This window comes from Marinovum sp. J2-8 (genome assembly GCF_055808435.1).
In genome coordinates, this window is sequence record NZ_JBVVRZ010000008.1 from 100,403 (window position 1) to 113,003 (window position 12,601).

Annotated in this window: 12 protein-coding genes and 2 pseudogenes; 12 read left to right on the plus strand and 2 right to left on the minus strand. The window is 61.3% G+C overall.

Annotated elements, in window-relative coordinates; genetic code table 11:
* Positions 1–3: 3 nt before the first annotated feature.
* The 6 genes and pseudogenes from AC0L4F_RS19800 (at position 4) to xylB (ending at position 4,707) form a co-directional block, all read left to right on the plus strand.
* Positions 4–255 carry a DUF2160 family membrane protein gene (locus AC0L4F_RS19800; RefSeq protein ID WP_244691107.1) on the plus strand — a complete coding sequence of 84 codons (252 nt, stop codon included), beginning with the start codon at positions 4–6 and terminating at the stop codon, positions 253–255.
* 3 nt (positions 256–258) lie between these two features.
* Positions 259–1,310 (plus strand): annotated as a pseudogene (locus tag AC0L4F_RS19805) (NAD(P)-dependent alcohol dehydrogenase).
* A gap of 12 nt (positions 1,311–1,322) precedes the next feature.
* Positions 1,323–2,384, plus strand: a complete 1,062-nt coding sequence (locus AC0L4F_RS19810) for an ABC transporter ATP-binding protein (protein WP_244691108.1) — start codon at positions 1,323–1,325, stop codon at positions 2,382–2,384.
* A gap of 42 nt (positions 2,385–2,426) precedes the next feature.
* Positions 2,427–3,113, plus strand: a complete 687-nt coding sequence (locus tag AC0L4F_RS19815) for an HAD family hydrolase (RefSeq protein WP_244691109.1) — start codon at positions 2,427–2,429, stop codon at positions 3,111–3,113.
* Between the two features lie 16 nt (positions 3,114–3,129).
* Positions 3,130–3,255 (plus strand): hypothetical protein, encoded by a 126-nt coding sequence (locus tag AC0L4F_RS19820; RefSeq protein ID WP_280520693.1) that lies wholly within the window; start codon positions 3,130–3,132, stop codon positions 3,253–3,255.
* Positions 3,256–4,707, plus strand: coding sequence for a xylulokinase (xylB, locus tag AC0L4F_RS19825; protein ID WP_244691110.1), 1,452 nt, complete (start codon positions 3,256–3,258; stop codon positions 4,705–4,707). It abuts the gene before it with no gap.
* Positions 4,708–4,730: 23 nt separating this feature from the next.
* On the opposite strand, the gene AC0L4F_RS19830 is transcribed toward xylB, so the two are convergent.
* Positions 4,731–5,750 carry a nucleotidyltransferase family protein gene (locus AC0L4F_RS19830; RefSeq protein ID WP_244691111.1) on the minus strand — a complete coding sequence of 340 codons (1,020 nt, stop codon included), beginning with the start codon at positions 5,748–5,750 and terminating at the stop codon, positions 4,731–4,733.
* A gap of 194 nt (positions 5,751–5,944) precedes the next feature.
* Here AC0L4F_RS19830 and AC0L4F_RS19835 point away from each other — a divergent pair, with 194 nt between their 5' ends.
* The 6 genes and pseudogenes from AC0L4F_RS19835 to AC0L4F_RS19860 all read left to right on the plus strand — a co-directional run bounded on the left by AC0L4F_RS19835 (position 5,945) and on the right by AC0L4F_RS19860 (position 12,104).
* The gene (locus AC0L4F_RS19835) at positions 5,945–6,904 is read left to right on the plus strand and encodes a TAXI family TRAP transporter solute-binding subunit (protein ID WP_244691112.1); all 960 of its coding nucleotides are present in this window, start codon (positions 5,945–5,947) and stop codon (positions 6,902–6,904) included.
* Positions 6,901–7,455, plus strand: coding sequence for a DUF1850 domain-containing protein (locus AC0L4F_RS19840; RefSeq protein WP_244691113.1), 555 nt, complete (start codon positions 6,901–6,903; stop codon positions 7,453–7,455). The genes AC0L4F_RS19835 and AC0L4F_RS19840 overlap by 4 nt, the downstream gene beginning before the upstream one ends.
* Positions 7,452–9,431: a TRAP transporter permease gene (locus AC0L4F_RS19845; RefSeq protein WP_244691114.1), complete on the plus strand. Its 1,980-nt coding sequence runs from the start codon at positions 7,452–7,454 to the stop codon at positions 9,429–9,431. The genes AC0L4F_RS19840 and AC0L4F_RS19845 overlap by 4 nt, the downstream gene beginning before the upstream one ends.
* 110 nt (positions 9,432–9,541) lie before the next feature.
* Positions 9,542–10,446, plus strand: a pseudogene (locus AC0L4F_RS19850) (DUF1403 family protein).
* Between the two features lie 2 nt (positions 10,447–10,448).
* Positions 10,449–11,039 carry an SMC-Scp complex subunit ScpB gene (scpB, locus tag AC0L4F_RS19855; protein WP_244691115.1) on the plus strand — a complete coding sequence of 197 codons (591 nt, stop codon included), beginning with the start codon at positions 10,449–10,451 and terminating at the stop codon, positions 11,037–11,039.
* A 102-nt stretch (positions 11,040–11,141) separates the two neighbouring features.
* Positions 11,142–12,104 carry an aldo/keto reductase gene (locus tag AC0L4F_RS19860; RefSeq protein WP_244691116.1) on the plus strand — a complete coding sequence of 321 codons (963 nt, stop codon included), beginning with the start codon at positions 11,142–11,144 and terminating at the stop codon, positions 12,102–12,104.
* A 9-nt stretch (positions 12,105–12,113) separates the two neighbouring features.
* Here the strand turns inward: AC0L4F_RS19860 and AC0L4F_RS19865 are convergent, their stop codons facing one another.
* Positions 12,114–12,554: a MarR family winged helix-turn-helix transcriptional regulator gene (locus AC0L4F_RS19865; protein WP_244691117.1), complete on the minus strand. Its 441-nt coding sequence runs from the start codon at positions 12,552–12,554 to the stop codon at positions 12,114–12,116.
* Between the last annotated feature and the right edge of the window lie 47 nt (positions 12,555–12,601).

Genomic DNA, 12,601 nt, shown 5'->3' on the forward strand with positions numbered 1-12,601 from the left:
AAGATGGTTGATCAAAACGATGCCCCCCTCGCGGCGGCGCATTTCGAAGAGGAAGGCGCACCGCCAATTGCCCAGAAGAAGGCCGGGTTCCTGCCGATTGAAACCAATTGGTTTGACCGTGTCTTCATCTCGGTGGTGATCTGGATTGCGCTGTCGCTGCTGTGGTTTCGGGTCTTTGAACCGCTGGGCCTGTCGATCTGGATTTCAAATGCAATCGCCATCGCCTTGGCCGTGTTCATCGTAAGGAAAGGGTGAAACATGAAATCTCTGGTGCTTGAAAAGAAAGATGAAATCAATCTGCGGGACTTCCCGGCGATTGATCGTGAGGAAGAGGTTCTGGGTCCGCGTGATCTGCGTATCAAATTGCACACGGTGGGGATCTGCGGCTCTGATGTCCATTATTACACCCATGGCCGTATCGGGCCGTTTGTGGTGAACGAACCGATGATCCTCGGGCACGAGGCCGCGGGCACGGTGATCGAAACCGGCAGCGCCGTCACCACATTGAAGGTTGGCGACCGGGTTTGCATGGAGCCGGGCATTCCCGACCCCAACAGCCGCGCAACCCAGCTTGGCATGTATAATATTGACCCGGCCGTCCGGTTTTGGGCGACCCCGCCGGTGCATGGCATCCTGCGCCCCACCTGTGTGCATCCAGAGGCCTTTACCTTCAAACTGCCCGACAACGTCAGCTTTGGCGAGGCGGCGATGGTCGAACCCCTTGCGGTGGGGGTGCATGCGGCCACCAAGGCGCGGGTAAAACCGGGGGACAATGCGGTTGTCATGGGGGCCGGGCCGATTGGGCTTGTCACCGCGCTGGCCGCTTTGGCGGCGGGATGCGCGCGGGTCTATGTGACCGATCTGGCCGAACAAAAACTTGAAATCGCCAGATCCCTCAGCCCGGCGATCACCCCGGTGCATGTCACATCGGAAAACCTCGTCGATGTGGTCAGCCGCGACACCGATGGGTGGGGGGTGGATATCGTATTCGAGGCCACCGGCAGCCCCCATGCCGCCAGAACGGTTTTCGAACCGCTTTGCCCTGGCGGCTGTGTGGTGATGATCGGCGGCCAGCCCGATCCCATCCAATATGACGCCGGGGCCGCGATGATCCGCGAAGCCCGGGTCGAGAACATCTTTCGCTATGCGCATGTGTTCCCGCGATGTGTCGGCATGCTCAGCACCGGGGCGATCGACGTCAAACCCCTGATCACCAGAACATTTGAATTCAAAGACAGCGTGCATGCGTTCGACATCGCCGCCTCTGCCCCCCGGCAGACGTGAAAATACAGATCGAACTGCCGCAATAAGGAAACAGCGAAATGGCCAACGTAACAATCGACAATGTGATCAAACGCTATGGCTCTGTGCAGGTGATGCACGGCGTCAGCGTTGACATTGAAGACGGCGAATTTGTCGTGCTGGTCGGCCCGTCGGGCTGTGGGAAATCCACGCTGCTGCGCATGTTGGCAGGGCTGGAGGAAATCAGCGACGGCACGATTTCCATTGGCGACCGGGTGGTGAATGACGTACCGCCAAAAGAGCGCGACATCGCGATGGTGTTCCAGAGCTACGCGCTTTACCCGCACAAGACGGTGTATGACAACATCGGGTTTCCGTTGAAAATGGCCAAGCGTCCAAAAGCGGAAATTGACGAACAGGTGACAAAAGCGGCCGGCATTCTCGACCTGACCAAATATCTGAAACGCTACCCCAAGGAACTGTCGGGCGGGCAACGTCAACGGGTGGCCATGGGGCGGGCCATCGTGCGCGATCCGCAGGTCTTTTTGTTTGATGAACCGTTGTCCAATCTTGACGCAAAGCTGCGGGTGACGATGCGGATCGAAATCAAGGAGTTGCACCAGCGTCTGGGCACGACCATCGTCTATGTCACCCACGATCAGATCGAAGCGATGACCATGGCCGACAAGATTGTGGTGATGCGCGACGGCAAGGTCGAACAGATCGGTAGCCCGCTGGATCTCTATGACAATCCCAACAACACCTTTGTTGCCAGCTTCATCGGCTCGCCGTCGATGAATTTTGTCCATGGCAAGATCGCGACAGAGGCCGGACAGAAGATTTTCCTGTCCGACAGCGGCATGAAACTGCCGTTGCCCCCGACCGAGGCCCAGGAAGGCCGGGCCGTAACCTATGGTGTGCGCCCGGAGCATATCCAGATTGGTGACAGCGGCGTTCCGATGGAGGTGGTTGTGGTCGAACCCACCGGATCGGAAACCCAGATCTTTGCCAAATCCGGCAAGGATGTGATCGACGCATTGGTCAAGGAACGGATCAGCGCCCGGCCGCAATCGACGTTGGGGTTTGTGATCAATCCGGATGATGTGCACCTGTTTGATCGCGCCAGTGAACAGCGCATTTGATCAACCGCTGCTGTGCGTGAAGTGCCGGGGAAAGGATGTCGCATGTCGCCAATCAAGGCTGTAATTTTTGATCTCGACGGCTGCCTTGTCGATAGCGAACCCTTGTCGCTGGCGGCAATTGCCGCCGAAATGCGCCAGATTGGCATTGCCGATGCCACAGCGCAGGAGATCGGCGACCGCTTTCTGGGCGTCGCCATGCCGGTCATTTCCGATTACGTGACCCGGCGGCTAGGCCGGGCGATCCCGGCGGATTTCGCCCTGCGGGTCGAGCGGCGGTTGCTGGCCGCATATGTCACCGATTTGCGGCAAATCGACGGGGCTGCCGCCCTGTTGGCGGATTTGCAGCAACTGGGGCTTGGCATGGCCATTGCCACCGGCGGATCGCTGCGGCGCATGTCGGCGACACTGGAGATTGCCGGTCTGGCGGATTGGTTTACCGGCACGGCGTCCAGCGCCGAAGAGGTCCGCAATGGCAAGCCTGCGCCGGACTTGTTCCAACTGGGCTTGGATCGGCTGCAACTGGCCCCGTCTGACTGTCTTGTGCTCGAAGATTCGCCGCATGGGATCAGGGGCGCCTGTGCGGCGGGTATTCCGGCCATCGGCTTTGTCGGCGGCAGTCACCTTGTTGATCGCAAGGCAGAGCACGCCGCGATCCTGCGGGATGCCGGCGCGGTGGATGTGTTTGAAACCCTTGCGGAGGTTGGGCAATTTGTCCGGTCGGCGGGATAAGGGTAGGGGCAGGGACGTGCGCCAGATCGACGGTGATCCCGCGCACACCCCAGGGTATGCCGCGCCGTTTCCGGCCCGGCTGACAGAAATCGACCAGACCGGCGCGCATGGGATGCAGCGCCACTATGTGAAGGGGATTTGAATGACGTTTCTTGGCATCGACCTTGGGACTTCTGGCCTGCGCGTCCTGCTTGTGGATGAAAACGGCGCATCATTGGGATCGGTGGAACGCCATTATCAGGCGGCACATCCCCATCCCGGTTGGTCGGAACAGGACCCGGCGGATTGGATTGCCGCGCTGGAGGCTGCCATCGCAGAGCTGCGTGCCGGCTGTCCCGGTTTTGCAGAATTGCGCGGCATCGGCGTGGCCGGCCAGATGCACGGCGCGACGCTTCTGGACGACAGCGGGGCGGTTCTGCGGCCCTGTATTCTGTGGAATGACCAACGGTCCCATAGCGAAGCGGCGGTGCTGGATGCCACCGACGGCGTGCGCGCGATATCGGGAAACATCGTGTTCCCCGGATTTACCGCGCCAAAACTGGAATGGGTGCGCAGACATGAACCTGCGATCTTTGCCAAAACGGCCAAGGTTCTGCTGCCGGCGGCCTATCTGAATTACTATCTGACGGGGGAATACGTCGGGGATATGTCGGACAGCGCCGGCACCTCCTGGCTGGATGTTCAGGAACGGCAATGGTCGGACCGTCTGTTGGAGGCAAGCCATATGCGCCGGGATCAGATGCCCCGGTTGGTCGAAGGCTCTGGTGCGGCCGGGCAATTGCGGCAGGCGCTCTCGGCGCAATGGGGGCTGTCCCAGCCGGTCACCGTCGCTGGCGGTGCGGCGGACAATGCGGCGGCGGCCTGTGGGATTGGCGCGCTGGACGAGGGGCAGGGATTTGTGTCGCTTGGCACCTCCGGGGTGCTGTTGGCGGCGCGCGACGGCTATCGTCCTGCGCCCGAAACTGCGGTGCATACCTTTTGCCACGCGGTGCCGGGGCGGTGGTATCAAATGGGCGTCATGTTGTCGGCCACGGACAGCATGAACTGGCTGGCGCGGATCGTTGGGCAAAATCCGTCTGATTTGACAGCGGCGCTTGGCGATACATTGGCCGGGCCGGGAAATGTGCGGTTTTTGCCCTATCTCTCGGGCGAACGCACACCCCATAATGACGCGGAAATTCGTGGCGGTCTGACCGGTCTGGCGACCTCGACCACGCGCAGCGATTTGGTGCGGGCGGTGCTTGAGGGGGTGGCCTTTGGCCTGCGCGACATTTTCGATGCCCTGGCGGCGACGGATGTTCGGATGGACCGGATCATTGCCATTGGTGGCGGCAGCGCGTCACGTTACTGGCTGAAACTGATCGCGACGGTGTTGAACGTGCCCTTGCAATTGCCGGGATCCGGCGAATTTGGCGCGGCGCTGGGGGCGGCCCGGCTGGGGATGATTGCCGCGACCGGGGGCACGCCGGAACAGATCATCACCCCGCCAGACATCCATGTCGAAATCCCGCCCGATCCGTCGCTTCAGGCGCAGTTTGAAGAGGCGTATCAGGCATTTCGCGCGGCGTATCCCGGACTGAAGGCGATCCAGTGATCTGCGGGCTTCGGCCCTGAAGGTCAGCCAAGCTGGCGCAGGATGTCATTGGTGTGCGGCATCAGCGCCAGGCTGGCCTCTATCCGGGTGCGCCAACGCGGCCCCCGGGATTGGGCATCTTGCCAGGCGGCGGCCAGATCGTCGGGCCGGTCCTCTGCCAGAATGGCAATCAAAAACGCCGCCTGACCGCGATCCTTGCGCGCCTTCATCTGATCGGGGCCGCCCCGGCGACGATCTGCGACAATCAACTTGTGAATGGCAAATCGTTCGGGGCGGGGGATCTGGACCAATACGCCGGACCGATACAGCGCGACCGCATGGATCGGATCGGCGATCAGATAGTTGAGATAGTTCAACGCCTGTGCGCTGACCCCAAGGGCGGGCAGGGGTTTCACCCGTTCGTCGCCAAAGGCCGGTGTCAGAAATTCCACCATGGCCGTGCCGTGGTTTTGTCGCCATTTCCAGATCTGGCGATCCTGAAGCCCCGGCACCGGATCAAATTTGAGGCTTTGCAGAATGTCGCCCGGCGTCTCTTCGACCTGATCGCCAAGCGCGACAGAAAGCCGTTCGAAACTGGCAAAATCCATGTCGCCGGTCTGGGCCAGCTCGTCTGAGCCGAACCGCACCCCCAATTCCCCCTGATACAATGCATATGCCCCGGTGCCGACCAGCGTCCCGCCCAACCGGAACAGGCCGGACCGGGCAAAGGCCAACAGCATCGACCCTGTGTCGCGGTCGGTTGCAATAAACCCCTCTGCACGCAACAGCCGCGCCAAACGTGCCATCTCGGCCCGGCGTTCTGCCGCCTCGGCCTTTAGGGCCGTCGCGCGGGCAAGGCGCTGGCGCAGGGCAGGGGTGCCTTCGCCCAGATAGCGGCTTTTCATCTCTGTGCCGATGCGGAACTTATCATAAAGGTAGCTGCGCCCGTTGCGTTGGCGTTCCTCTATGCTGCCAATAAGATCCGACGCCATGGCATCAAGATGCATCCGCAGCAGATCGTGATAGGCCACCTGGGCAATGCGGGAATGGGATTGGGCGGGCATGGGGCCTCTGACGTTTGTGTGCCGCGACCGTGTGCAGCGAATGTGTGCAGCAATTATATCTTTGCTGCACACACGCTGCAATGTGCAGCAAACATTTTTTTGCTGCACATACCTGAGCGGTGTCAACTTATCATTCCCCTTGCATCATCGGACCCACCCCATAGAGTTCCCCCATAAAAAGGGAGGACTAAAAAATGAAAATTCTGGGAATCACCGCACTTCTGGCCGCGATGGCGGCCACGCCGGTTCTGGCACAGACACAGATCTCTGTGGCGACGGGCGGCACCGGCGGCGTTTACTATCCGATGGGTGGCGGCATTGCCGAAATCATCAACAAACATGTCGAAGGCTACGCCGCAACCGCCGAAGTGACCGGCGCATCGGTGGAAAACATGGGGCTGATTGCCACTGGCGACGCCGATCTGGCCATTGGTCTGGCCGACACGGTTCAGCAGGGATACTCCGGCACGGGCCGGTTCGATGGCCAGCAATTGCCAATGATCCGCGCGGTTGGATCGCTTTATGCCAACATGATTCAGATCGCCACCATGGCCGATTCCGACATCATGTCGATTGACGATCTCAAGGGCAAACGCGTGTCGGTCGGTGCACCGGGTTCGGGCACCGAGGTCAACGTGCGCACCCTGCTGGAGGCCAATGGCATCTCGTTTGATGATTTCGACGCACAGCGCCTGAACTTCAACGAAACTGCGGATGCGCTGGCCAATGGCGACATCGACGTCGGGTTCTGGAGCGTTGGCGCGCCGACCTCGTCGATCCTGAACCTTGCCACCACCAATGACATCCGCATGATCGGATTGACCGCGGAACAGGCCGAAGCCGCAGATGCCGCAGACCCGACATTCGCGCCAACCGTTCTGGCCGGTGGTCTGTACCAAGGTGTGGCCGAAGATGTCGCGACGCTTGGTATCCCCAATGTGCTGGTCGTATCGTCGGAAATGGACGAAGACGCGGTGTATGAGATCACCAAGGCGATCTTTGAAAACATCGCCGAATTGCGCGCGGTGCATCCGGCGGCCAATGAAACCACCATCGAATTCACCCTGGCTGCGACACCTGTGCCGCTGCATCCCGGTGCAATTCGTTACTACGAAGAAACCGGCGCAACCATTTCGGACGATCTGCGGCCGTGACATCAAGGATCAGAGGGGGGCTTTTTGCCCTCCTCTTTCTTATGGCGTCGGCTCAGGCCGTTGTTCTAGCCGCTGTTCTGGCCAGTGTTCTACAGGCCAGCGAAGTACGGGCCAGCGACCTTCGGGCCGACGTGTCCCAGACCCGCGTGCTGACGGCAACGATTGCCGAGGATGGCACCGAAATCGCCCGCTTGCCGGTGGCCGACGGGGCAGGATGGTGCGTGCTTTGGCGTCATTCGGTGCAGGGATTCGAAGTTGCCGATTGCTATGAAAACCGCGGCGGCCACATGGTGCTTGTCCGCTCGCATCAGCCGGATTTTGCCGCCGGTCTTGGCCATTTGATTGGCCGGGGGCGGCAGCTGTCCGATGGCGAAGGCGGCTATTGGATCGAAGATCTGGACGAACCCGTGCCCGGTGACAGCTATATCCTGCGCCCCGGCGGCCCGGCGGTGGATCATCGCCTGCGCACCGATGATGCCGAAATATCCCTGTCTGCAGTTGCGGCGCGAAAACGTGTCCGGGTGGCACTGGAAAAAGGACCCCAGGAATGAGCGAACCAAACCTCGGTACAGCCGAAATCACGCCCAAACCGCAACAACCGGCGCTTGTCTTGCGGGTGATCACCGTGGTTGGCATCGCCCTGTCATTGTTTCAGCTTTATGCGGCCGGGCTACAGCCGCTGGGTCTGTTCTTTCAGCGCCCCATTCACCTTGGGTTCATTTTGGTGCTCTGTTTCCTGATCTATCCGGTGACCGGTGCAAAGCCGCGTGGGGTGTTGGGCTGGGCGATTGACGGCCCGCTGATCCTTTGCGGTATTTTGGTCGGCTATTGGGTGCCCGCCAATATCGACGCCATCGCCAACGCCATTGTGCCGCGCAGCCAGGATGTGACGGTTGGCATTATCACAACGCTGGTGGTGCTCGAGGCCGCCCGCCGCGCGATTGGCATGCCGATGACCATCATTGGCGCGGTGTTCATTGCATATGCTTTCGCGGGGGGGCGCGGGGAATTGCCCTGGCTGGCGGATCTGATGCCCGGCATTCTGAACCATCGCGGCTATTCTCTCGACCGGCTGGCCAGCCAGTTGACCCTGGGGGCCGAAGGCATCTTTGGTCTGCCATTGGGTGTCGCGGCGACATTCATCTATGTCTTTGTGCTGTTCGGTGCCTTTCTAGAGGTCACCGGCGCGGGAAAATTCTTTATTGATCTGGCCTATGCCGCCACGGGGCGCCAACGCGGCGGCCCGGCCAAGGCGGCGGTGCTGGCCTCGGCGGGTATGGGCTCGATCTCGGGCAGTGCCATTGCGAATGTGGTGACCACCGGGGCATTTACCATTCCGCTGATGAAACGGCTGGGCTATCGCCCGGCCCAGGCTGGCGGGATCGAGGCTGCGGCCTCGACCGGTGGTCAGATCATGCCGCCCCTGATGGGGGCTGGCGCGTTCTTGATGAGCGAATTCACCCGCGTGCCATATATCGACATTGTTCTGGTCTCGATTTTCCCGGCCTTCCTCTATTTCGGCGCGGTCTATCTTCTGGTGCATATCGCGGCCTTGAAGCAGGGGCTTCAGGGTCTGCCGGCCTCTGATCTGCCACGGGTGCGGGACGTGTTGAAAGAGGGCTGGCATTTTCTGTTACCGCTGGTGGCCTTGGTCTGGCTTCTGGTTGCGGGCTATTCACCGATGCGCGTCGGATATTACGCCATCCTGACGGTGATCGCGGCGGCGGTGCTGCGCGGTTTGCTAAAGTATTTCGCCGAAGACCGCAGCATCGAAGGTCTGATCGCCCTTGCAAAGGCCGGTGTGTCGAAAACGCTGGAGGCGTTGGAACTGGGCGCGCGCAATGCGGTGGCGGTGTCGATGGCCTGTGCGGTCGCCGGGATCATCGTGGGCGTTGTCGGCCTGACCGGGCTGGGGCTGAAATTCTCGGCGATGATGCTGGCCTTTTCCGGCGGGAACCTGTTCCTGGCGCTGATCCTTGTGGTGATTGCCAGCCTGATTGTTGGCATGGGCCTGCCGGTCACGGCGGCCTATATCGTGCTGATCATCCTTGTGGGGCAGGCCTTGCAGGAACAATTCGGCGTGCCGCTTCTGGTCGCGCATTTGGTGGTCTTCTGGTGGAGCCAGGATTCAAATGTCACGCCGCCCGTGGCGCTGGCCGGGTTTGCCGGGGCGGCAATTGCCGGGTCCAAACCGATGGAAACCTCTGTTCAGGCGTGGAAATACGCCAAGGGTCTCTACCTGATCCCGCTGTTCATGGTTTACAATGAATCGATCATCCTTGGCGGGCCGTTGCCATTGGTTCTGTGGAACGGCGCAATCGCGATACTGGTGATCGTCGCATTCGCCGCCCTGCTTGAGGGGTATCTCTTTGCCGAGATCCCGGTCTGGCAGCGGCTGGTCGGTGTTCCGGCGATTGTTGCTGTGTTCTGGCCGTCTTTCCCGGTCGAAGTGGTCGGTGCAGCCGTCCTCTTTGGGCTTTTGGCGTTGAACTGGCGCGCGTCAAAAGAACAGGGGGCACCGGCCTAGTTCGGGGAACCATGGCGGGTGATGCGCGCGGATCGAAAATGCGAAAATTCCGGCGGCGGTTCACTGGTAATCCTATGGTGAAATGCGCCGCGCTGCGCTAGACTTCGGGGATGAAAGCCAAGACCCCGCAGAATGGCGAAGCCGAATTCACCGGACATCAGGTGCCGTCCTGGGCGCGCGCCTCGCGTGATAGCGTGCCAGAGGATCTGGCGTTTCTGTCGGGTGCGGCGCTGGCCAGTTTGCATTTGCAATTGGCCAATGCTGCGGTGCCGCAGGCGCTGTTGCGCGACCGTCTGGCGCTGCGCGCAGCCGAGGCGGGTGTGGCTTTTGCCGGACGCCCGGAAACCGTGGCGGCGCTGCGGGATGCGCTGCATTTGATGCGTCCCGGCGATTTGCCAGGCCCGGCGGGGGACATCTATTTGCAATGGAAACGGGCAACGGGCGGCCTGCCACGTTACGCCATCTGTGCCGGGCTTTGCCGCATCATTCCCCCGACCAGATCGGGATCTGGTTGAAATCGGGTCAGGGCGCGCCGATCCCACGGGCCGCCAAGGTGATCGAAACCGTCATCGCCGAGGCCCCGCGCGCCGAAACCACTGCCTTGATCCTTGGCGATGCGGTGCTGGCAGATGGTTTGGGCTGGGATCACGTGATCCCGCTGCTGGCCACGGGGCTGACGCGACGGGCGCTTGGGGCAACCGGGGCAGAGTTGCGCGACGCCTGTCACCGCGCGATCCTGCGATCCGCGCCTGACACATTGGGGCTGGCCGCTGATCTGGCGCGCCGCGCCGCGCGGCTGCGCGCAGTGACGCCAAAATTGCGGGCAAAACCGGCGGCGGCGGCGGTGGCGCTGTTTCTCACACGTGACGCCATTGCGCCTTTGGCGCTGTCGACCCCGCCGGATGGGGTGGGGCTTTCGGATCGTGCGGCGCGGCGGTTCTGTGATCGTTTGGTCGATCTCGGTGTGGTGCGTGAATTGACCGGCCGCGACAGCTTTCGCCTGTATGGGGTGTGACGATGGCCAAATCAGCATCAGAGCCCGACCTCGACCGAGAGCTGAATGATCTGCCGCCGGAGCTGCGCTGGCGGGAATGGATGCGCCGCATCGAGGCGGTTTTGTTTGCCTCTGCCACATCGGTCCCGCGCGAAGATCTGGCGCGGGTGGTTGGGGCCGGCGCCTCGGTCGATCTGCTGGTTGACGATCTGGCCGCCGATCTGGAAGGGCGGGCCTTCGAGGTGGCCAAGGCTGGCGCCGGTTGGGTTCTGCGCACCCGGCGCGCCTATGCCGCCACAATCCGGGCGGCGGCGGATGTCGGCGGGCAGTTGCTTGATCTCAATGCCTTTGACATCGCGGTTCTGGCGGCGATTGCCTATAATCAGCCGGTGACGCGCGACGGGCTGAAAGACATCTTTGGCAAGGACATCAGCCGCGATCTGATCGGCCGACTTCAGGACCGCAAGCTGATTGCCATGGGGCCGCGCAGCCCACGACGCGGCGCGCCATATACCTTTGTCACCACGGATCAATTCCTGATTGCCTTTGGGCTGGAAACCCTGCGCGATCTGCCGGATCGGGAACAATTGCAGGATGCCGGTTTGACCGGATAGGGCCGGGGGGCCGCCGCCGATAATCCACTCGACACCGCGTGTTCTATCCCTATCCTGTGCCCAAAGCGCCGGTCATCGGCCCAATGAATAGAAAGGTGTCAGATGCAAAAACGCCCCCTCGGGTCCTCTGGGCTGATGGTGACCCCCCTGTGTTACGGCACATCTTCCTTGTCTGACATGCCCGACACCTATGGCTATTCGGTGTCCGAGGATCGCGCGCGCGCCACGCTGGAGGCGATTTTCGCCGGTCCGGTGAATTTCCTCGACACCTCGCGCAATTACGGCATGGGGCGATCGGAACAGCGCATCGGCGATGCCATCCGCGCGAACGGCGGCCTGCCAGAGGGGTTTGTCCTGTCGTCGAAATTGGATCGTGACATGGAAACGGGCCGGTTTGATGCCGCCCGCGTGCGCGAAAGCATCGCCGAAAGCATGGAAGCGCTTGGGCTGGATCATATTCCCTTGCTGCATTTGCACGACCCGGAACATGCCCGTGATCTGAGCGAAATCACCGGCGATGGCGGCGCGCTGGATGAATTGTTCAAGCTGAAGGAAGAAGGCATTGCCGGGGCGGTGGGGCTGGCGATGGGCCGGTTGGATGTGATGGATCCGATCCTGCGCGCCTATCCGTTTGATGCCTTGATCAGCCACAACCGGTATACGCTGCTGAACCGGTCGGCGTCGGACATGTTCGACTATGCCGTGGATCAGGGCATGGCGGTGCTGAATGCCGCGCCTTATGCCGGGGGTGTCTTGGCCAAGGGCAGCGCGGTGATGCCGCGCGTCACCTATCAGGAGGCTGATGATGCCGCCCTGGCACCGGTGCGCCAGATCGAGGCGCTTTGCGCCGAACATGGTATTGCCCCCGGCGCCGCCGCGCTGCAATTTTCTCTGCAAGATCCGCGGATAACCTCGACAATCATCGGCGTGTCAAAGCCAGAGCGGCTTGCACAAACGCTGGATTGGGCCAATGCCCCGATCCCGGCAGAGGTCGCAACGGCGCTGGCCGCCGTGCCCTATTCTAGCGAAGATCCAGAGGCCAATCGCGTCTACAAACCCGGCTGATCCTCGGCGTCAGAAATCTTCGGCCAGTAACTTGTCAATTGCGGTGTTCAACCCGGTCAGATCCTCCGCCAGGAGGGTCTCCAGCCGTGTCTGATATTCGCTGGCGATCCGCTTCAATTCAATCATCAGATCCCGTCCGGCATCGGTCAGCATCAGCACCACCAACCGGCGATCGTCGGTGTTTGTTTCCTTGGTGACAAGCCCGCGCGCCTCAAGCTTGCTTGCGGCGCGACTGGCTTTGGATTTCTCCAGATGCACTTCACGTTCAATGTCGCGCACCGACACGGCGCCGCGATCGGCCACATTGACCAACACCCGCCATTCGGCAATCGAAATGTCGTAATCGGCGCGATATCGCCGCGACATGCCAAGGCTCAGATGCTCTGCCACCACCGCCAGACGATAGGGCAGAAACTCTGCCAATTGAAAATCCAAACTGCTGTTGTCCATGTCGCGACTTTAGGAGAATTCATTTCATTTGCAATGAATAATGACCG

Coding starts and splice junctions, on each gene's coding strand:
- scpB (WP_244691115.1), top strand. CDS start 10,449: ATGGCCAAATCAGCATCAGAGCCCGACCTCGACCGAGAGCTGAATGAT.
- AC0L4F_RS19815 (WP_244691109.1), top strand. CDS start 2,427: ATGTCGCCAATCAAGGCTGTAATTTTTGATCTCGACGGCTGCCTTGTC.
- AC0L4F_RS19835 (WP_244691112.1), top strand. CDS start 5,945: ATGAAAATTCTGGGAATCACCGCACTTCTGGCCGCGATGGCGGCCACG.
- AC0L4F_RS19865 (WP_244691117.1), bottom strand. CDS start 12,554: ATGGACAACAGCAGTTTGGATTTTCAATTGGCAGAGTTTCTGCCCTAT.
- AC0L4F_RS19860 (WP_244691116.1), top strand. CDS start 11,142: ATGCAAAAACGCCCCCTCGGGTCCTCTGGGCTGATGGTGACCCCCCTG.
- AC0L4F_RS19800 (WP_244691107.1), top strand. CDS start 4: ATGGTTGATCAAAACGATGCCCCCCTCGCGGCGGCGCATTTCGAAGAG.
- AC0L4F_RS19830 (WP_244691111.1), bottom strand. CDS start 5,750: ATGCCCGCCCAATCCCATTCCCGCATTGCCCAGGTGGCCTATCACGAT.
- AC0L4F_RS19810 (WP_244691108.1), top strand. CDS start 1,323: ATGGCCAACGTAACAATCGACAATGTGATCAAACGCTATGGCTCTGTG.
- AC0L4F_RS19845 (WP_244691114.1), top strand. CDS start 7,452: ATGAGCGAACCAAACCTCGGTACAGCCGAAATCACGCCCAAACCGCAA.
- xylB (WP_244691110.1), top strand. CDS start 3,256: ATGACGTTTCTTGGCATCGACCTTGGGACTTCTGGCCTGCGCGTCCTG.